The organism is Cupriavidus sp. 8B, from assembly GCF_054589115.1.
This window is the reverse complement of the sequence record NZ_BAAILO010000530.1, coordinates 1-20637: the sequence shown is the minus strand read 5'-3', so window position 1 is coordinate 20637 and position 20637 is coordinate 1. Positions and strand designations below refer to the sequence as shown.

The 20637-nt window shown below is 59.3% G+C and carries 15 protein-coding genes and 3 pseudogenes; 7 read left to right on the top strand and 11 right to left on the bottom strand.

Features of this window, described 5'->3' with window-relative positions; all coding sequences use genetic code 11:
• Positions 1 to 59: 59 nt before the first annotated feature.
• From ACYP5B_RS46580 to ACYP5B_RS46555, 6 genes are all read right to left on the bottom strand, one after another.
• Positions 60 to 227, bottom strand: a complete 168-nt coding sequence (locus ACYP5B_RS46580) for a hypothetical protein (RefSeq protein ID WP_459574094.1) — start codon at positions 225 to 227, stop codon at positions 60 to 62.
• A 2-nt stretch (positions 228 to 229) separates the two neighbouring features.
• Positions 230 to 1555 carry a dicarboxylate/amino acid:cation symporter gene (locus ACYP5B_RS46575; RefSeq protein WP_459376866.1) on the bottom strand — a complete coding sequence of 442 codons (1326 nt, stop codon included), beginning with the start codon at positions 1553 to 1555 and terminating at the stop codon, positions 230 to 232.
• Positions 1556 to 1608: 53 nt separating this feature from the next.
• On the bottom strand, positions 1609 to 1746 hold the full coding sequence (locus tag ACYP5B_RS46570; protein ID WP_459376865.1) for a hypothetical protein: 138 nt from the start codon (positions 1744 to 1746) through the stop codon (positions 1609 to 1611).
• A 396-nt stretch (positions 1747 to 2142) separates the two neighbouring features.
• Positions 2143 to 2958, bottom strand: coding sequence for an enoyl-CoA hydratase-related protein (locus ACYP5B_RS46565; protein ID WP_459376864.1), 816 nt, complete (start codon positions 2956 to 2958; stop codon positions 2143 to 2145).
• 14 nt (positions 2959 to 2972) lie between these two features.
• Positions 2973 to 5165 (bottom strand): acetate--CoA ligase family protein, encoded by a 2193-nt coding sequence (locus ACYP5B_RS46560; protein ID WP_459574093.1) that lies wholly within the window; start codon positions 5163 to 5165, stop codon positions 2973 to 2975.
• Between the two features lie 2 nt (positions 5166 to 5167).
• Positions 5168 to 5950 carry an enoyl-CoA hydratase/isomerase family protein gene (locus tag ACYP5B_RS46555; RefSeq protein WP_459376862.1) on the bottom strand — a complete coding sequence of 261 codons (783 nt, stop codon included), beginning with the start codon at positions 5948 to 5950 and terminating at the stop codon, positions 5168 to 5170.
• Between the two features lie 335 nt (positions 5951 to 6285).
• Between ACYP5B_RS46555 and ACYP5B_RS46550 the strand changes: the two are divergent.
• Positions 6286 to 7363 (top strand): annotated as a pseudogene (locus ACYP5B_RS46550) (transposase); the annotation flags it as partial.
• A 394-nt stretch (positions 7364 to 7757) separates the two neighbouring features.
• Here the strand turns inward: ACYP5B_RS46550 and ACYP5B_RS46545 are convergent.
• From ACYP5B_RS46545 to ACYP5B_RS46525, 5 genes and pseudogenes are all read right to left on the bottom strand, one after another.
• Positions 7758 to 8108, bottom strand: a pseudogene (locus tag ACYP5B_RS46545) (transposase); the annotation flags it as partial.
• Between the two features lie 739 nt (positions 8109 to 8847).
• Positions 8848 to 10473, bottom strand: a complete 1626-nt coding sequence (locus ACYP5B_RS46540) for a gamma-glutamyltransferase (RefSeq protein WP_459376861.1) — start codon at positions 10471 to 10473, stop codon at positions 8848 to 8850.
• Positions 10474 to 11095: 622 nt separating this feature from the next.
• Positions 11096 to 12016, bottom strand: a pseudogene (locus tag ACYP5B_RS46535) (IS5 family transposase); the annotation flags it as partial.
• Between the two features lie 276 nt (positions 12017 to 12292).
• The gene (locus ACYP5B_RS46530; protein WP_459376860.1) at positions 12293 to 13432 is read right to left on the bottom strand and encodes a porin; all 1140 of its coding nucleotides are present in this window, start codon (positions 13430 to 13432) and stop codon (positions 12293 to 12295) included.
• Between the two features lie 485 nt (positions 13433 to 13917).
• Positions 13918 to 14958, bottom strand: a complete 1041-nt coding sequence (locus tag ACYP5B_RS46525) for an asparaginase (RefSeq protein ID WP_459376859.1) — start codon at positions 14956 to 14958, stop codon at positions 13918 to 13920.
• Positions 14959 to 15107: 149 nt separating this feature from the next.
• Here ACYP5B_RS46525 and ACYP5B_RS46520 point away from each other — a divergent pair, with 149 nt between their 5' ends.
• The 6 genes from ACYP5B_RS46520 (at position 15108) to tnpB (ending at position 20589) form a co-directional block, all read left to right on the top strand.
• Entirely contained in the window at positions 15108 to 15989 is an 882-nt protein-coding gene (locus tag ACYP5B_RS46520; RefSeq protein WP_459376858.1) for a LysR family transcriptional regulator, read from the top strand.
• Between the two features lie 117 nt (positions 15990 to 16106).
• Positions 16107 to 17612: an argininosuccinate lyase gene (gene argH, locus ACYP5B_RS46515; protein ID WP_459376857.1), complete on the top strand. Its 1506-nt coding sequence runs from the start codon at positions 16107 to 16109 to the stop codon at positions 17610 to 17612.
• A 61-nt stretch (positions 17613 to 17673) separates the two neighbouring features.
• Positions 17674 to 18642 (top strand): Bug family tripartite tricarboxylate transporter substrate binding protein, encoded by a 969-nt coding sequence (locus ACYP5B_RS46510; protein ID WP_459376856.1) that lies wholly within the window; start codon positions 17674 to 17676, stop codon positions 18640 to 18642.
• A gap of 120 nt (positions 18643 to 18762) precedes the next feature.
• Positions 18763 to 19713, top strand: a complete 951-nt coding sequence (locus ACYP5B_RS46505; RefSeq protein WP_459376855.1) for an IS5 family transposase — start codon at positions 18763 to 18765, stop codon at positions 19711 to 19713.
• Positions 19714 to 19942: 229 nt separating this feature from the next.
• A complete protein-coding gene (gene tnpA / locus ACYP5B_RS46500; protein WP_459377440.1) occupies positions 19943 to 20353 on the top strand; it encodes an IS66-like element accessory protein TnpA in 411 nt (136 codons plus the stop codon).
• Positions 20350 to 20589: an IS66 family insertion sequence element accessory protein TnpB gene (gene tnpB / locus ACYP5B_RS46495; protein ID WP_459574091.1), complete on the top strand. Its 240-nt coding sequence runs from the start codon at positions 20350 to 20352 to the stop codon at positions 20587 to 20589. The genes tnpA and tnpB overlap by 4 nt, the downstream gene beginning before the upstream one ends.
• Positions 20590 to 20637: the final 48 nt, after the last annotated feature.

Here is a 20637-nt window from a genome sequence, read left to right as displayed (position 1 = left end):
CGAATCTCGTCGACAATCTTTAGGCAAGGGTCGATCTAGTAGCCCTGTGGCGTATTTCCCTAACCGGCATAGGAGAATGGGAAGGCGGCATCGCGGTAGCACAGGGTGACAACACCGGTGTCCTTTACCCGCTTCACGGTGCCGGACAGCTCGGTGGCCTCTTGCGCCAGCACCATGCTTGAGCAAAGTGCCAATAGCCAAACTACAGGACCGAAGCCGCGCCACACGATCAGACTCCCTGCGGCGTCGAGGGGCCGACTGATTGCACCGGCACACTCTCAGGCAACCGCCTATCGGCCAAGACCTCCGCAGGCATGTCCTCGCCCACCTCCTGGCCCAACTCCCCTTCCCACTTCGACACGACCGACGTAGCAATGCTATTGCCCAGCACGTTGGTCGCCGTGCGGCCCATATCTAGGAACTGGTCCACGCCCATGATCAGCAGCAGCCCTGCCTCCGGAATATTGAACTGGCCCAGCGTCGCGGCAATCACGACCAGGGATGCCCGGGGCACCGCTGCCATCCCCTTGCTGGTGAGCATGAGGATCGCCAGCATGGCAAGTTGCTGCCCAACGGTCAGATGTACACCGTATGCTTGAGCGATGAACAGCGACGCAAAGGTGCAGTACATCATGGAGCCATCAAGATTGAACGAGTACCCCATCGGCAGCACGAAGCTGGCAATCTTGTTCGGGACACCAAACCGCTCGAGTTGCTCCAGCGTCTTAGGATAGGCTGACTCGCTGCTTGCCGTGCTGAAGGCCAGCAGCATTGGCGTGCGGACGAGTTTGACCAAGCCAAAGACTCGGCGGCCAAGCACAATGTAGCCCGCCAGGATGATCACCACCCACAGCAGCACCAGCGCCAGGTAGAACTCCCCCATGAACGTACCGTAAGTCTTCAGTACACCGAGCCCTTGCGTTGTCACAACGCTTGCAAGCGCTGCGAACACCGCTAGCGGCGCAAGGTTCATGACGTAGCCAGTCACCTTGAGCATTGCGTGAGCGACCTGGTCGAGGAAGCTAACGATGTCCTCGGCCTTATGGCCCAACGATGCGACAGCGATGCTAAAGAACGCCGAGAATACGACGATCTGCAGAATCTCATTGGTTGCCATGGCTTCCACAATGCTCTTCGGCACCAGATGCGTCACGAACTCCTTGAGCGACAGCGAATTCACCTTCAGGCCAGAGGAGGCCGCGGCATCCGGAAGTGGCAGATTCAGACCGATCCCGGGTTGCCACAAGTTTGCAAGCACCGCGCCCAAGGCCAACGACACGAATGACGCGCAGAGAAACCAGCCCAAGGTCTTCGCCCCGATTCGGCCGATAGCGTTGATATCTCCCATTTTCGCCACGCCGACAACCAGCGTCGAGAATACGAGCGGTGCCACAATCATCTTGATCAGCCTAAGGAACAGATCTGTGATCAGGGAGAAATAGCCCGCTAGCGCCTTGGTGTGCTCCGCATCCGGCGATGCGGTATGGCACGCGTAGCCCACCGCGATGCCGGCGAGCATACCGATCAGAATCCATGTTGTAAGCTTGAATCTCATGTTGTCTCCAGAATCTTTGCTACGTGAGCGCAGCATTAAATGGGCATGCTTTGTCAGTCCTGCTGCCGCCTCGTGGTCACGACCATGGCTTCGCCGTCGACGACAATATTGCCGTTCACGACACACACCGTTTTCAGGCGCGCACGGCGACGGTCAAACCACAGTTCCTCGATCGTGATCGTTGCGTGCACTGTGTCCCCAAGGCCGCCCGGGCGCAAGGAACGATAGCGTTTGGCCGAGATAGATCGTCCCTGGCCCAGGCAGCTTGTTGGCGACTGCCGCCGAAATTACGCTCGCGGAAAGTAATCCGTGAGCAATGCACCCCTTGAACGGACTTTCGGTGGCAAACATCTTCGTTGATGTGAATCGCGTTGTTGTCGTCCCCGGACACCGCCGAGCGAATAGCACGATGTCGGTTTCGGTACTGGTCTTGGCGAAGGTCGCCGTCATAACGACAGAGAGATCTTCTATATCGAATCCGGAAAGTGCATTCATGTCGCGTTTTTTTCAGCGCGCAGGTATCCAAGTGGCGCGCAGGTGCGCCACATCCCTCAGTTGAACGACGGTATTATGTTAACCGGACGCCGTTATCGACCGTAGAACTGCGGTGGACGCTTCTCAAGCATGGACGCCACGGCTTCGAGGTGATCCTCGGTGTTGTGGCACATTCCTTGGAAAACGGCGCAGTGGTCCAGGAAATCGGGAAGTTCCATACGCCTTGCGGCCTTCATTAGCCGCTTGGTCAGGCGCAGTGCCTGGGGCGGTTTGGTGGCGAAGCTCCTCGCCAGCGCCATTGCCCTATCCATTAAGACTATGCCTTCGACGACTTCAAGCACGATGCCAAGCTCCTTCGCTTCCTCCGCCTGAATCGCGCGGCCGGAAAAGGTGAGCTCTGCCGCGCGCTGATAACCGACGAGGCGCTGCAACAGCCATGCCCCTCCGTCGCCGGGAATGATCCCGACATTGACGAAACTCTCCGCCATGGTGGCCTGTGTGGAGGCGATGCGTATGTCGCACATGCAGGCCAGATCGAAGCCAGCGCCAATGGCCGGCCCGTTGATGGCTGCAATCGAGGGGACATCCAGACGATCTAACGCCAAGGGTATGCGTTGAATGCCTTCGCGGTAGTGCTTCTGGACTTCGTAAACATTGCCACCGAAGCTCCCCTCACGGTTGAGCATGTGCTTGATATTGCCGCCAGCGGAGAAGGCCTTGCCGGCACCCGTAAGGATAAGCGCCGCAATCGACTCGTCACGGTTGATCCACGCTACGGTCTGCTCGATGTCGTCCACCAACCGGGTGCCGGTAAGTTCATTGCGCACATCATCGCGATTCAATGTTAGAACGGCAACTCGATTTTCAACGGTGAGGACCGCATCAGCAAGTTGGGGTTGTACGCTCATATTTGGTTCCATGGTCAACGCTGATTGGTTGTGCGTTCATCACTGTCGTCTCCCTCGAGCAGGATGCGGGCATCGAGGATGCCGACGCCATCGGGATAGGCCAGCACGGGATTCAGATCCAGTTCCGCAATCTCAGGAAAGGCAGTACAGAGGTCCGAGATACCGAGCATCAGGCGAACGAGCGCTTCCTTGTCTACCGGCGGCGCACCTCGCACGCCGTCTAGAATTCTGCTGGCACGGATCTCCGACAGCATGCTTCTTGCATCATCTTCCGATAGCGGTAGGGAGCGAAACACAACATCCTTCAAGACCTCAACCAAGACGCCGCCAAGACCGAACATCATGACCGGGCCATAGCTCGAGTCGCGCACGACGCCGACAATGACTTCGACGCCCCCCTTCGGCGCCATCGGCGTCACTAGAACGCCGGTGATGTCGGGATCCACGCCATGCATGAGGCTATAGTGCCGGCCACTTTGCAGGATGTCTGCATAGGCTTGCCGCACTCCGGCTTCGTCCGCGACGTTCAGTTTGACGCCCCCGGCATCAGTCTTGTGGACAATGTCGCGTGACACCACCTTGATAGCGACGGGAACTTTGCCCAACGCTTCGAATGCGCTGACTGCTCGGTCGGCACTTCCCGCGAGGATTGCTTTCGCCATCATTTGCACGCCTGAGGCCTCGAGGGCCTGACGGGCCTCATGCTCAAGCACGCCTGTGCGGGATTCCTCTCGACATTTTTGGAGAACCGCCTCGAAAGCTGGGGCTCGAGTGTGACCCGCATCGTTCGACGCCGCACGTTTGCGCCTTGCCTCACCAAACTCAGCGAGTGCTTGCAAGCACCGCACTGCGCGCTCCAGCGAATCGTAGACGGGAATTCCCGCCTCTCGGATACGGGTGAGGGGCTGGGGACGCAGATCAGCGTAAAGCGACCCATATAAACTGTGAACCAGCACAGGCTTCTGTGACAGGTGATGCAGCTCCGCGATCCTATCCGACGTTTCCATCTCCACCGGAGTCAGCGTGCTCGAGAACCGGACGCCGTAGCCACCGAAGAGGCCGGTGATAATAAGGCCGTCGACGCTCGAATCCTGCAGCAGGATACGTGCACAATCCGCGAATATGGCCGGATTCGAGTCGGTGCCACCGGCGACATCCACCGGGTTGGCCACCGCTGCGGCCGGCGGGAGGATGGCAGCCAGAGCTTGCTTGGTAATCTCGGACAGCGGGGCGAGTTCGAGCCCGTGTTCAGTCAACGCATCGGCAGCGATCGTTGCATGGCCGCCGCCGTCCGCGAGCACGGCGACGCGCCGCGATTTCAGCGGGGTGAGCAGCGAAAGCGCTTCTGCCAGCGAAAGAATCTCATCCGATTTGCGCGCGAGAATTGCGCCAGCCTGGCGAAGCACGCCTTCACTGACGGCGTAGTCGCCCGCCAGCGCTCCAGTATGTGACTGTGCGGAGCTGCGACCGGCGCTAGTCCGACCAGACTTGTAAATTACAACCGGCTTCTCTCGCGCGACACGTCGCAGCGTATCCAGGAAGCGCTGCCCATCTTTCATCCCCTCGACATAGGCGATGATCGCGCTGGTATTGGTGTCGTCCCGGAAGTACTCCAAGTACTCATGAAAGCGAATGTCGGATTCGTTGCCGATACCGACGTAGGTCGACAAGCCAACCTGGCCATTTGCCTGCGCCTCGGTCACCAGCGACAGCGCCATGTTGCCCGACTGCGAAAGCAAGCCGATGCCACCTGCCTTCAGATGGGAAAATCCGACGATGTTGCTTGCCGCATGCGTATTGAAGATTCCGGAAGTATTGGGGCCAATAATCCGCACGCCCGCTTTGCGCGCTTCGGCCACCATGCGATCCTGCAGGGCCTTGCCTTCCGCTCCGGCCTCCGCAAAGCCGCCAGCCAGGACGACGGCGCCCTTCACACCCTTCCTTCCACATTGCGCGATGACGTCCGGAAGGGTCTTAGCCGGCGTGCAGATGAGCGCCAAGTCGACGTGACCAGGGATAGCCTCAAGAGATGAGTAGACATCGAGGCCAAGAATTGAGACCTCCTTGGGGTTCACCGGAAAGATCTCGCCTTTGAAACCATCGTCCAACAGCTTCTGAATGGACCGAAATCCTCGTTTCGTCGGATCTTTGGACGCGCCGACGATTGCGATCGAGGTGGGATAGAAGATGGGGTGTAGTGCGTGCACGTTCACTCTCCCCTGAACGCCGGAGCACGCTTTTCAGCGAAGGCATCAACGCCTTCCTGCCAGTCCTTGGTGGTGCTCACAAAGGTCATGCCCTCCAACTCGGCGAGCAAGGCGGCATCGAGCGTGCGTTCTGCAGCGAAGTTCAGTTGCTGTTTCGCCAATTCCATGGAGAGCGGCGCCTTCGTCGTAAGTTGTCGTGCGAACTCGCGCGCGCTTTCGAGAAAACCCTCGTCCGACAGCACACGATTGGCCAGCCCAATTCGCGCAGCTTCTGCACCGTTGATGCGCTCACCCAGGAATACCAACTCTCGCGCTTTGGCCAAGCCGACCAATCGGGGCAGCAGGTAGGTCACGCCACCACCCAGGAAGTTGCCAATACTGATCTCTGGGAGTCCAAGTTGGGCACTCTCAGCCATTAGGACAAAGTCGGACGCAATGGCGATTTCGGCCCCCGCCCCCAAGGCAAAACCGTTGACCGCAGCGACGACGGGGAGCTTCATCGTAAGCAGACGCTTACAAACCGCCTGCTCTCCTGCCAAGTATTGCCGACGGTCGAATGCGGTGCGCCCCGCCTTATGCTCCTTCAGATCGGCCCCGACGCAGAACGCACGACCTTCGCCTGAAATCAGAACCACGCGGACGTCGCGGTCGGCCTCGGCCAGTACAAGTGCCTCGTTCAGTTCATTGTAGAGTTGCTGCGTTACCGCATTCAGCCGATGGGGACGATTAAGCCGGATTTCAGCAATGCCGTCGGCTTTCGAAAAGAGGATGGTGTCAAAGCTCATTGCGTTTCCAGACTATTAGTTTGTTACGTGACGGGAAAGGACCCTTCCAGTAGCACCTAACTCAACCCGAATGTTTCTTTTAACTATTCAAAGCAACATATGTTTCATGATAGATGGCCAGCCATGTCTTGTCAAAACGAAATCTGACTATTGGAGGCAGGCCCGCGTTTACCCTGACGCACAGAGCACCGTTTGCGTATCCAATGCGCTTCGCAGAGAGCGTGCAAGGCCTGAGGCCATCTCAGTCGCGTGCGCAACGCCCGTTCGTGCCACTGGGCAAGGTACTGCGATGATCGGCGTGTGATCGCGGTAGTACAGATCACGCATACACGGGGGTGTTAGCGGTATCGCTCGAACTGGCAGCCGCGAAGTGGAAAGTTGCGTTACACGACGGACAGAGCGGGCAACCCCCGATACACACCCTCGCGCAGCCGCAGGCCGCAGCCCGGTTACAGGTCGTGCTGGTCCTGTTCGAACATCAGAAGCACAAGTGGTCGCTCCCAGCCGATGTCCGGTCGCCGTGAGTTACGAAGCCGGCCATGCGTTCTGGATTTGTCGCGCTCTGCGGGCACGCGGGATCGACTACCTATGTCGTCGATCCCGCTAACATTCCGGTCGAGCGCCATCAGCGACTGGCCAAGACCGGCCGCCTAGATGCGATCAAGCTCGTGGTTAACGTGCGCGCGTGGCTGCGCGGCGAGCGCGACCGCATGCATGTGGTTCGCGTACCATCTCCCCAGGATGAAGCGTCGCGCCAACTCATGCGCGATCGCGGGGAACTGCAGGAGGAAGTGCTGCAGCATTCCAACCGGATGCGCAAAACTGCTGGCCACACTCGGTTGCTGGGATGACGTCGACAGCAAGGCCTTCGCCGACCGACTTGGCTGTGGCGACGAGCTCTGCCACGTCGGCGCGCCGCTGCCGACTGTGCACGAGCGGCTGCTGCGTGAATCCGAACGGTTGGCGCTGGCCGAGCACCAAGCGCGGTGCTGGAGAAGACCCGACAAGCAAACCTGCCGGCACCCGCGCGCAAGCGAGTTGAGGCACTGGCCCGCCTAAAGGGAATTGGCGACGTGAGCCGTCACGCCTCGCACTCGAACTCTTCTAGGGGGACTTCAGCAATCGGTGCCTGGTGGGTGCCTGCGTTGGCCTCGTGCCCCAGCCCTACGACAGCGGCGAGAGCCAGATAGACCAAAGGAATAAGCAAACAAGGTAACTGGCGCGTCCGCGCCCTACTGATCGAGATGGCGTGGTGCTGGCTCCGCTATCAGCCCGACAGCGCGAGGACGCGCAGGTTTAACCAGACCACGCAGGGCACGGAACCGAAATTGCCGAGAACGGCGAATCGCGATCGTTGCGGTCGCCCGCCCGGTCGCGATAGCGCTGTGGCGCTATCTAAACCTGGCTGTCGTGCTCGCGCGACCACGAGAAGGATCGTCGCCATGGGAACGAACGTGGACCGATGGCCAGCAAGACGTCAAGCGATCGTTGGCGGGCGGACGGCCGCAGGTCCGGTGCTGTATGGCGTGCGCGACGACGACACGGAGCAGACGCAGTCCTTCCTATGGGTTCGCCTCCAGCAGACCGTGAAACGGCGCCCGCGCCGGCGATGCGGGGAAATAATCCATACTCCAGTGAGAACATGGTTAGCTGCGATAACCGCGGTCGCGGTCGTCGTCCCTTCGGGCAAGGCTGGAAAAACATGTCCGCAACGGGACGCGGCGCCGCCCTGGGTCGCGCTGCCCAGGAACGAAAGCAGTTGACGGAACATCATGTGGCGATCGGGATGGGCCTGCCATCCCTGCAAGTCGGGCGAGACCTCAGTACCGTACTGCTCGGCCAGAAACGCCTGGATCTCGCGCGCGGTCATGCCGCCGGCATACATGGCGATGATCTTGTCGTCGAAACCGGTGAAGCGCTGCTCGTGTTTGGGAATCAGGATTGGATCGAAGCTGCCGTCACGGTCGCGTGGAATATCGGCCCGCAGCGGACCCAGCACGGTCTTGGCGCTCTTGCCGTTGCGGTGGTTGGCCGGCCCGCCGGGCGCTCCGCGCCGCGGGTAGCCCAAATGATGACCGAGTTCGGCACCCCAGGCTCGCTCGATTACGGCCTTCTTGAACGCCATCGAGGTGTCCTGAACTGCCTCGGCAGCAATGGGCGATTAGGGTCTCGGGGATGGCATGTATGCCACGCAAAACCAAGACGAGCCAAGCCGCGGATCGTGAACTGCCAACCCGAACGCGAGCAAGCGCCCATGGGCGCGCGACTCACGCCCCCGCGCTCACAAGGCTTCCTGCCGGATTGGCCCTATGAAGGTCTGCGCCTTGGTCTCGTTGAGCAGGAATAACGCTTGCGCCCACCATCGTCACCGCGGCGAAGGCCGCCAAGGCAAGAAAGTTGTCTGAGCTGCTCCAGGCACTGGCCAGGTACAGCGCCGATTAGAGAATAAACTCGGTAGCCGCCCAGCATGGGCCAGTGCACGGGCGCGGCCGTCGCTAGCTTACGCATGCAAGCGCGTTCCATCGCCGCTGGACTACGGCTTGGAAGTCAGATCGAAGCCCTCTAATCAGGATGCCGTTAGTCGCGGTCTGTGCAACCGCGGCACGAATTGGGGGGCGACCGATCGCGCAACATTGCCAGCGTAGGGAACTGCCCATTGACAGAACGGCGAGCCACTGGACTTGTGGGCAACTTCCGCTCGATTGGCTCCGGGCACGATCAATCGGAAACGGCGGTGCTTGATCTGTTGGCCATCATGCCCGAGACGAGGCCGTCGCATTGGACAAAGAGCCGGCGCGCATGGAATGGCATAGCTGTATGCACGTGTGACAGCGCTGCGAGGCGGCAGCCTTCGGGCACATGGCGCGAGGCCCTCGCTCATGCGCCGACCGGTCACGCTATATTGCGCCACCGTCCGCCGAGGGATCGGCTCCGCTCCGGTAGGTGCCGGGCTTCACTTGCTCGACGAGGTTGACAATACCTAGGTGCTTTCTGGCATCGTATTCCGTGGGATCAAGCATAAATCCCCGACTGACGAGGTGTCGCTGCACGCTCTCAGGCATGTCACGATGGATGCGAACCTTCCCATCTTTGGGGAATAAGCGCGGCAGCATCATCAGCTCAGCCATGTCGCCGGGGCGCCCAAGACCTAGCTTTAGGAAAAGCAGAAAGGTCAAAGCCCCAAAGATTCTCTCGCTGCCGGCCGCTCCCATCGCCAGCCAGGGTCTGCCGTCGCGCTCAACGATCAATGGAGACATCTCAGTTACGTCGTGGGTCTGGCCGGTAAACAGCTGCCTCGATTTCATGGCATAGCTGTAGGCAAGACCAGCACCGAACCAAGCGCGCTTAGAACCAAACCACGGCCCCATAGACGTCGTGAAGGAGAGAAAGTCGTCGTTTTCAGCGAACGCAAATGCATTTGTGTTCTTATCATCCGTCTTGCTGCCTTCGCCTTGGAAGTATGTGCGCGCAAGATCGGCCCATAAATCCGAGCTCGGAGAGGCCAGTAGGTTACGCACGCGGCTCGCGATTGACTGGCTCTCGCTCTCGAGATTGATTTCGACCGATGGGTTAGACGTCTTAGGCCTGAGCGAGCCCACCTTAAATGGGATCCGGTCCAGCACTAAGATTGTTGACAGCAGGTAGGCCTCCATGGCGGTCTCCAGCGTTGAGAGCGCGCCGGACGCCTGGAGCTTGGCGATTACGCCAGCTCCGAGCAGGGTCCAAGTTCCCCACGTCTCCAGGTTACCCGTCGCGCGCAGGAGGTATGCACGGCCATCGGTTCCGCGTAGAGCGAGTTCCTTAGGCCGACCTGCGCGTGGCCGGTTGGTCACCAGCACTTCCCTCTCCCACGGCCCCGGCCGGCGACCATATAATTCGGACCAGAAGGCCTCTTCATCCGACGCCCGGCCAAGCACCTCGAGTAACTCGCCAAGATGCGGGTTGTGTATGCTGGCCCGAACGCGGCCATTGCCATCCAGATAGATTTCCCTCAACTCCGACTGCATCTCCGAAGCCGAGCTTAGAATGGCTACGCGCAGAGCTTCTGTGGGACGAAAGCCTTGCCGAGCGATTGTTTGGGCTGGACCGAGTATTGCCTTTAGGGAAAGCTGCAGCCGTCCCGACCGACGAAGGTCGAAATAGGCTGATATATTTCCTGGAACCGGCACCGTGGAGTCTACTTCCTCGCGGATCTTGGTCGCAGCGTGAAGACAGCCGTATTCGCCTTTTATCAGATACAGACCTTGCATTCGCCCAAAGGGACTGCAGTTGGCCGGATCGACCACCCAGGCGGTCGCGAGCGCAGCCAAGTACATGTCTAGCACTCCCCCCCCCTGACGTTGAATGCGCCGAGCCGCCTCCGTCGCGATTGGATGGTTGGTCGACGCACCAAAGCCGCGGTTGGTGTGGATATGCCCCGGCAGCTCGGACAAAAAACTTCCGTCGTCCGTGACCTTTGCAACTGCATTCGTACAGGCCAATGCGCCGGCGGCAGAAAGGAAATGGCGCCGCGAAATCGTCATCGCGCACCATCCAGAGCGAAATCAGGGCGGTTGCACCCCACACAGAAATCCACCTTATTCAAGACGCGATACATGATTCTCCTCTGGGGCTGAGTTGTACGTCCCGGATTCCGTTGCTTGCTGCAACGGCCTCCGTCCGTGCTTGTTGCGTTTACAACTGCGCTTGCTCGGGCAAGCTTAGCTCATCGTCGATCGCGTGTAAACATATGTTTCACCGAAGCATACAAAGAAACACATGCTTCTACCGCAATCAAGCGGAAGGGTATCTTCACAACGGAGCTTTCGGGGTGCTGATGGCGAGTGTCCGCCAAGGCGTAGCACGACAGGCAAAGCGGCCGAGAGGGGCCGCTGTCAACCCCGAGGTGGTTGCAACCTCCCCCGGCCGCGCGTGCCACAGCTTACTTAATGAGGGGTTGCACAAGGCGCTCTGTGCTCATCAGGGTAAACGGGGGGTGGATGTACTTTGACAACATTAGCAGGCTGCTGAAGTACTCACCGCACAAGCTGCAAGACTTCCCGCTCTATGGTTGAGGTGCCGCCTATTTTTCACAATCCGGAAGCTGCGCGTCATTTCATCGATTTTTTGATGATTTGGCGGCCGTTTCTGGGCTCATTACCGCGATTACTGCAACTGCGGACGGATTTGTCCCAGCGAGCGCATGCGCACCAAGTTGTACGCGGCCATGCTCAACACAAACATCTGGTCAACTTTCTTCAGTCCGCGCACCATCACCTGACGCATGTGCCCCACGGTCTTGGCCCAGCCAAAGCCTTGTTCGATCAGCTTGCGCTTTTGCTGCGAAATGGCATACCCCCCGCTGCAGGCGATCTCATCCGGTACCGGCGAGCGTCGCCCGGAGGTGTTTTGCGCCACGTGGGGCGTGACCCTCATCTCAAGGCAAGCCTCAATGAACTCGGCCGCGTCATACCCCTTGTCCGCACCCACGGTGACTTCCACGTTCGCATCGTCGACCACCTGCCCGGGCGTCGTTGACCATGACCTTGGCGGCTTCGCGCTCTGCATGCCCGTCGGCACTTGTCACCAGCGCGCTGACCACCAGGCCGTGGCGGTTGTCGCTCAAGGTATGGCCCATGTAGCGCAACTCACTGGCGGTTTTGCCTTTACGGTAGAGCCGGGCATCGGGGTCGGTCTTGTACTGGTGCGTTTCGTTGCTACGCTTGCGACCTTTGAAGTTGCCACCATCGTTGTCTCGTCCTCGCCGTCGTTGCGTACAAAGCTCTTGTGGCCAGCCCAAGCCTGAATGAGTGTGCCGTCCACGCTGAAGTGTTCGCCGGAAAGCCAATCCTTCTTTTGCGCGATGGACAGTACTTCGTTGAAGAATTCGATCACAGCATCGTGCTTGATCAGGCGTTCGCGGTTCTTGGTGAATACGCTGGGCACCCAGACTGCATCGTCCATTGCCAGGCCAATGAACCAGCGAAACAGCAAGTTGTAGTGCGTCTGCTCCATGAGCTGACGTTCGGAGCGAACGCTGTAGAGCACCTGCAGCAGCGTGGCCCGCAACAACTTCTCAGGCGCGAGTCTCATACCCGCACCGTGGACATGCCGACTCCATTGGGCAACGATGCGCAGGACATCGAATCGCGCTCTCCATTTGATGCAAGAGACAGTGGTAGCCGCGTGTCATGCAGGAGCGACAGTAGCGGAACACTTCGCAATGGCGTCGCTGCTCGCCTGCCTCGATGAGTGCCATGTCCAGCGCTTTTGTTGGCAAGCCCAGTGCCCCTCCCGTTTGTGGAGAGCAGCATCCCTCACGACGTCACTTGGCGCCCGGGAGGGATGCGTCCAAACCATCTCTTAAAACTTGTGGCGAATACCAACAGCCGCGCCGAGCATCGAGCTTTGGCCGCTGCCCAAGAAGTATCCACTCGCAAAGCTGTTCGCCGACGTATCAAAGTTCAGACCAGCATTCTTGCTATATGCCGTGGTCAGATAGACATCGGTGCGTTTCGAAAGACTATAGTCGGCAATAAACGAGATCTGCCATGGATTCTTCATATTTATGTTGCCAAACTTCTTGATGTCGTCGTAGTAGTAGGCGAGCGTCAGATCAATTCCCTGATTTAAATGATAGTTGGCGCCCGCCCAGTAAAAATCATCACGTAGAATTGTGGAACCATCGGAACCCTTGTTTCGCCCCCACCGATAGCCGGCCATCAGCTTCGCCTGCGTGCCAAAGGTATAGCTTGCGGCGGCGGCGGCTCTCTTGAAGGAGCCGATATCCCCTGCCGCGGCCAGTGTCGGGCTGTACTGGTTATAGCCGGCCATTGCGGCAAAGGGGCCAGATGCGTAGGTTACGGATGAGCCGAAGCCGGAGTCGCGACGGAACTGACCGGGAACTTCGCCATTCCCGGCAACGCCATTACCAAACGCCCAATGGGCGATGGCAGTCAAGGGGCCGAACACGCCAGTGTACTTCGCCATATTGTCGGAGCGATAGTCCGCGCCGACCTCAACCACGCTCGGCTCGTATTGCGATGCGAAGCCAGTCGGCGAAAAATTCGCCAGCGCGTCAAAGAAGCTTGTGTACTGGCGACCAAAGGTGACGGAGCCAATGGTCTTGCTATTAAGGCCGACAAATGCCTGGCGACCAAAAAGGCGCCCACCATTCAGGCTAGAGCCGGTATCAAGCGCTATTCCCCCCTCTAGAACATAGAGGGCGCTGAGACCACCACCCAGTTCTTCAGTTCCGCGCAAGCCAAAGCGCGAACCTGACAGGCCACCAGAGTTCAGGCGAAACAGCTTGGCGCCAGAACCCGTTCGGAATCCATTCGTAGCAGATGGAGTTACGGTTGAGAAATGATTTGCATACTCCAAGTTCGCATCGGCCACACCGTATAGCGTCACACTTGATTGAGCCTGCGCGGTGCCGCATGCAAGCACTGCGCACAACACTGACATTATTTTCTGACGTTTGGTTCCATGCGTCAAAATCATCCTCGACTCCTATTCCTGGTGAAATTCTTCGGGATTTATATGTGCCACTTGGTGGTGTTTTTTGCCGTCTTCACTTACGTCTTGGAATGAGGCGACATGGAAGAACTACTGCTGGTGTTTCGCCCGGAACGAGGGTAGAGCCCTACACTTCGTTTGACTCACAAAATATGTGCACATGAAACAGACAAGCGGGTCAGTGCGTTCAGTCGGCACCTGCCTCCCATACGGATGCAGCCGATCCCGTTGCACAAGCGCCAAGCGATCAACTAGTTGATATGCCAAAATGAGCGATCAAAGCGGTTTAATAAGCCTCACGACCAGCTTCGCGCGCGAAGTGGCGCTCGACGGTATTTCATGTGCCCCGGTGCCCTCTGGCTTTCGGGTAAGTAGCCCAATCCGACGAGAATGCGTGAACGGCAGTTGGATTGAATTCGCCGCCTAGCGCCCCGACAACTCTATTCCAACGTGCGGAGGCAAAACTCATATCACTCGTTGAAGTACTTCCGGATCGTCGTCAGGTCGGCGCCTTGGGACAGCGCCAGCATCAACAGGATGCGAGCCTTTTGCGGATTCAAGGTGCTGGAACCGATGCCTTCCACCTTCTTGGTCGAAAAGCCGCTGCCAGTGCGCGATGACCGCACCACAGGAAAACCCTTTTCAGTGAGTTCCAGCACCCGTTTCTTGACACTGAGCGGAAGCCCGCCGTTGCCGCTGCCCGCAATCACAAGCCCTTTTGCCCCTGCACGGAGGGCCGCATCTATCTGCTCGGTGTCCTGATCCTCGTGCATATAGATGACAGAAACCCTTGGGAATGACCTCATCCCTTCCACATTGAAGGTCGGCTTACCCTTTGGCGTAGCCGGCGAGAAGTAGAAGCGAGGCTGCGTGCCGATGAACATGCCCAGATACCCCTGCTCCGCCGCTCGAAACGTATCTACAGATGTAGTGTGAGACTTGGACGTATAGAATGCCGACCCGATCCTGTCGTTCAGTACTACCATCGCGCCCCGGTTCTCTGCATCTTTGTCGGCGGCGAGTGTCACCGCCTGCAGCAGATTCATCGGACCGTCCGCGCTGATGGCGGTGGCAGGCCGCATCGCGCCAACGATGACAACCGGTTTCGGGCCGGCGGTGGTCAGATCCAGAAAAAATGCGGTTTCTTCCAGCGTATCGGTACCGTGCGTCACCACCACACCATGCACTGCGGGGTCGGCCAGGCGTTTGTTGACCGCCTGCGCCAGGCGCAACAGGATCTCCTGGTTAATGTCGTCGCTGTTCACATTGGCGATTTGTTCCGCGGTCACCGTGGCAACGTCCTTCATTTCCGGAACGGCGTCGATCAACGACTGCACCCCCATCGTCGCCACCTGATACGTCGTCGTATCGGTACTGCTCTTTGCCGCGCCCGCGATTGTGCCCCCTGTTGCATATATGACCACACCCGGTCTTGCTTCATCTGCACGAGCCATACCGGTCACGAAGGTGCTGATGGCAAGAAGCGCGAGGATGTTTTTCTGAAGGTTCATTGAATCATCTCCAATTAGATGGGTGGGTGTTTGCCACGAGTTCTGAGATCCAGTATGAAAATGCAGTGACAGATCGTCAAATAACGAGTTTGGCCTTGCCCATACGGATTTGATATACAATCGCCGAGACAGACACCCAGAGCTGAACAGTGAACTTCAAGCAGATCGAGACCTTTCGTGCGGTCATGCTGACGCGGTCAATGACGACCGCCGCCGCGCAACTCCACACATCACAGCCCAATATCAGCCGCGTCATATCCCAACTGGAGCGGGAAACCGGCTTTCATCTGTTCGAGCGCCTCGGAGGCCGGTTGGCGCCAACCAACGAAGCCGAAGCGCTCTTCAAGGAGGTGGAGCGCGCGTTCGTGGGGCTCGACACATTGCGCGATGCAGCCCGATCCATCCGCCAGCTCGGTGCCGGCGCACTTCGCATTGGAGCCGTGCCGTCTATCGCCATGAGCATCATCCCGCAAGGCATCCTGGCATTCAGAGAGCGCCATGGAGATGTGCCAGTCACAGTGCATATCGGCACTTCGCCCACGGTAGCGAACTGGGCGGCAACGGGGTTCTGTGATGTCGGGTTGGTTTCGTATATGGTCGAGACGCCTGGCGTACGGGCCAGTCTGTGGCGTAACGAGAATGGCGTCTGCGTGGTACCCACCCAGCACCGGCTGGCGAAGAAGCGGCGAATCTTAGCTCGCGACCTGGTAGGAGAGACTTTTATCTCACTTCCGTATGGCGACGGCACGCGCGCCGCGATCGACGCGACATTCGACCCGGATGGCCGCAAGCTCACGCTCGAGATGCCTTACGCGGCGACGATCTGCACGATGGTGGGCATGGGCCTGGGCGTCAGCGTGGTGAACCCGCTAGTCGTGCGCAACCTTCGATTGCCGGGCGTGAAAGCGATTCCGTTCGAACCAGCCATCGCCTTTCCCAGCTATGTGCTGCACGCGCAACAGCGTCCTGAACCGGCAATGGCAAAGGTGTTCCTGGATTGTCTGCGGGAAATCGCTGCATCGCAGCGCTAGGCGTTCGTCGAGTTTCTTGGTCATATCAAATCCGTATGGAAGTGGGAAAAATCATGATTTGACGATCTGCCATCGGATTTTCATACTGGGGTCAACGCTCTAGAGAGGATGACCAGTATGGAATCGAAAGTCAGCAAGCGTCTGACGCAACCGATCGCTCCCGAAGTTTGCGAGCACGTCTACATGCCCCGACTGCTCCGTGAATTCGAGAGCGGCTTTTCTTATCTCACAGAGATCAACCAGGCTCACCTGCTGATGCTGCACGAGACAGACCTGATGCCGACACCGATGGCATCCGCCCTGGCAAGAGCACTCCTGCAGATCGAAGCGGAAGGTCCACAAGCCGTAACACTAGATCCTGCACGCGAGGATGCCTACTTCAACTATGAGGCACGCCTGATGGAAGTGGCGGGTGCCGAAATCGGCGGCAGATTGCATTTGGCGCGCAGCCGAAACGACATCGCAGCCACGCTCGACCGTCTGCGTGCGCGAGATACCACACTTTCCCTGCTGTACTCCCTGCTTGCCGCGCGCGCCGTGGCACTTGCCAAGGCGGCCGAGCATACCGACACGGTGATGCCAGGGTATACACACCTGCAGGCCGCACAGCCGATAACCTATGGCTACTACCTTGCTGGCGTGGCTGAAGCGCTGGGCCGCGACATCACACGCTTGTTCCAGGCGCTGGCCGGACTCGATGCGTGCCCGATGGGCGCCGGCGCACTAGCGGGAACGTCGTTTCCGATCGACCCGACGTCCACGGCGCGCTGGCTCGGCTTCTCCAAATGCGTCGGGAATGCGCTGGATGCCGTGGCTTCCCGCGACTTCGCATGGGAGATTCAGTCCGCGATGACGATTGGGGCGGTCACGTGGGGCCGCGTCGCGCAGGACTTCTACGTATGGGCCACACCGGAGTTTGGGTTGATCGATTTTCCCGACAGCATCGCGGCCACGTCCAGCATCATGCCCCAGAAGAAGAACCCGGTTGTACTGGAGCACATCAAGGGTAAGGGAAGTCACCTGCTGGGCCTGTTGACGGCATCGCTAGCAGCGGTCAAGGGCAGCCATTTCACGCACACGGTCGACGGCAATCGCGAGAGCATGCGGAGCTTCTGGGAATCGGCCCAGGAATCGCTAAGCTGTATCAAACTGCTGCGCCTCGTGCTCGAGCACGCAATCCCGCTGCACGATCATATGCTCGACCGTGCAAGCCGGGACTTCTCGGCTGCAACAGACCTCGCGGACGCTCTCGTCCGGGATGCCGGTGCGTCGTTCCGGCAGGCCCACCATATTGTCGGCGCGGTGGTGCGGAACGCGCTGGACAAGCATTTGCCCGCCTGCGAAATCAGTACCGAGATGGTGGACGCCGCAGCGCTGCAGCATGCAGGCCGGAGGATCGGGCTGGACGCCAGTACGGTTGCGCGCTGCCTCGACCCGGTGCAGGCCGTAGTCGCCCGCAAAGCCATTGGCGGACCGTCGCCCGCGCGGGTGCGCGAGAACATTGCCGCACAGGAGGAGTCGCTGAGCGTCTTGCGTGACGATGTCGAGAGTCTGCGGCAGCACGTCGCCACGGCGCGGGCCTCGCTCAGGCGCGCCGTGTGCGAGCTTGCCGCACAGCCATAAGAGCTTGGCGCCCCACCGGGCGAGCCAATCGCCTTCCAATGACCGATGGAGACACTTCGTTATGAAACCGTTTGTGCGCATGCTGGCTGCAGCATGTTTCTCGCTGGGCACCGCTGTGGCGGCGGCCGCATCCTTTCCGGAAAAGCCGATTCGGCTCGTGGTACCGTTCCCGCCTGGCGGCACCACTGACATGCTGGGGCGCATCCTGGCGACGCGCCTGTCCGAGGCACTCGGCAAACAGGTCGTGGTGGACAACCGGCCGGGCGCCGGGGGCATCATCGGCGCCGATATTGTTGCCAAGTCACCCGCCGATGGCTACACGCTGCTATTCGGCTCACTTGCGACTCAGTCGATCAACACCACGCTGTATAAGCATCTGCCCTTCGACGCGCAGAAGGACTTCACGCCTGTGGCATTGTTCGCCAGCGTGCCAAACATCCTGGTAGTAAATCCGAAGGTGCAGGCAAAGTCGGTTAAGGAGCTCGTGCAGTATGCCAAGCAGCATCCTGACGCCCTCAACATGGGTTCGGCCGGGAATGGCACAACCAACCATTTGTCGGGCGAGTTGTTCAAAACAATGGCAGGCGTGCAGATCGTCCACGTGCCGTACAAAGGAAGCGGCCCCGCCATGGCCGACCTGCTAGCCAATCAGGTACAGCTGATGTTCGATAACCTACCCGGCTCATTGCCCCATATCAAGGCGGGGCGCTTGCGAGCGCTCGCGGTGACAAGCGCCACTCGCTCTCCCGCCCTGCCGGAAGTGCCGACCATGATGGAAGCGGGCATTGCCGGATATGAGGCAGATGTGCGATTTGGAGTGATGGGACCGCGCGGCCTACCGCGCGCCGTGGTCAGCAGGCTATCAACTGAAATCGCACGCATCGCGCAAGACAAAGCGGTTCGCGACAAGTTGTTGCAGCAGGGTGCGACGTCCGTCAGCGCCACGCCCGATCAATTCGGGGCGCTGATGCAGCAGGACGCAGAAAAGTGGGCGAAGGTCATCAGAGATTCTGGAGCGACCATCGACTAGGTGCGCCACACGCCCGGCTGGATACATAAAGGCCGACGCGCCGGGCGGACTTAGATTCCAGCCCCTCGCGCGGCGCCCCTTAAGCTTCCTCTACGTTGCAATAGTCAGGAGGAAGCTGCCATGAAGCAAGGGGAATTGGGATTGAACCTGTCGACAAAGCGCACGCGTAAGCGCGAGTTCTTGGATGAGATGAGTCAGGTGGTCCCCTGGGCAGACCTGGTTGCCCTGATCGAACCCCATTGCCCCAAGAAGAAGACCGGACGCCCACCATTTCCGATTGGGACGATGTTGCGCGTTCACTTCCTGCAGCAGTGGTTCGGCCTGTCAGATCCGGCCATGGAAGAAGCGCTTCATGATGTGCCGCTCTATCGCGAGTTCGCTGACCTGGACGGGGCCATGGCGCGGTTGCCAGACGAAAGCACGATTTCGAGATTTCGTCACTTGCTGGAGCGGCACGACTTGGCCGCCCAGATATTGACGGTCGCGAACGGGATGCTGGCGGGAAAGGGCCTGATGTTGAAAGCGGGAACGGTGGTCGATGCCACATTGATCAGTGCACCGACCTCGACGAAGAACAGCAGTGGGGAGCGTGATCCTGAGATGCACTCCACGCGTAAGGGCAAGCAGTATTACTTCGGCATGAAGGCGCATATTGGTGTGGATGCGGATTCCGGACTGGTGCACACCGTGATCGGCACGGCTGCCCATGTGAGTGAGATCAGCCAAGCGCACAGCTTGCTGCACGGCAATGAAACTGATGTCTTTGGCGATGCCGGCTTCGTTGGCGTCCACAAGCAGCCCGAGGCCAGGTGGCACGTGAGCATGCTGCCCGGCAAGCGCCGCAGACTCGATTTCAGCGATCGTGCTCAAGCGACGCTCAATGAGATCGAATCGATCAAAGCGAAGATCCGGGGGAAGGTGGAACATCCATTCCGGGTGCTGAAACAGCAGATCGGCATGGCCAAGGTCCGTTACCGAGGTCTGGCGAAGAACACGGCACAACTGAAGACGCTGTTTGCACTAAGCAATCTCTGGATGGCTCGCAGAGCGCTGCTGGCGTACGGCGTGTGACGCCGGTTGAGGGGGCGAATGGCCTCCCAACCGGGTAGAGAACGGGATTGCGCTGACGCAACCAGCCGGAGAGCCGCGGAGATCCAAACCGCGATGGTGTCGATAAGACGCCTAGGTCACGAAACTGAGTTTTTCAGGCGATCCTTAGAACGATGTGCGTAAGCGGGTCGCCAGCACCGTCTGTACTGTTCAGTAGAGTGACGCCAAAGTGGTTCCCATTACCTATTTGATGGGGACTACTTTGTCACAGTCACAGGAAGTGCCAGTCGCTGGCAGTCGCAAAGGCCGGCCGAATCATAGTGAGGAATTCAAGCGGCGGTTGGCCGCCGCTGCGTGTGAGCCGGGCATCTCGGTATCGAAGCTGGCGCGCGAGCACGGCATCAACGCGAACATGCTGTTCACGTGGCGCCGGCGCTATCGAGCGGAGCAGCGGCACGAAACTGCGGTGTTGTTGCCTGTGACCATTGAGCAACCAGGCTCGCCACCCGCTCCGACTCCAATGAGTCCAGCCGCTGCAGCTCTTGAGCCGACGACCTCGAATGGCGCCATCGAGATCCGTTTAGGCCGAGTGGTGATTCGCATCGAAGGCGCGGTCGACGCGACCACGTTGCGCACGGTACTGGACCGGTTGACGCCATGATCGGGCTGCCGGCGGGAACACGCATCTGGATCGCTGCAGGCGTGACCGACATGCGCTCTGGATTCAATGGGCTGGCCGCGAAGGTTGCGGCGACTCTGCAGGAGAGTCCATTCTCCGGCCATGTCTTTGTCTTCTGCGGCAGGCGAGGCAACGTCATCAAAGTGTTGTGGTCGACAGGCGATGGGCTGTGCTTGCTCTCGAACTATCTCGTTTCATACTACATCTCCTTCTGTTGAAGTGGAGGATTTTGATTCCGTTGTAACGGACACCGCCGCGGCACGGTC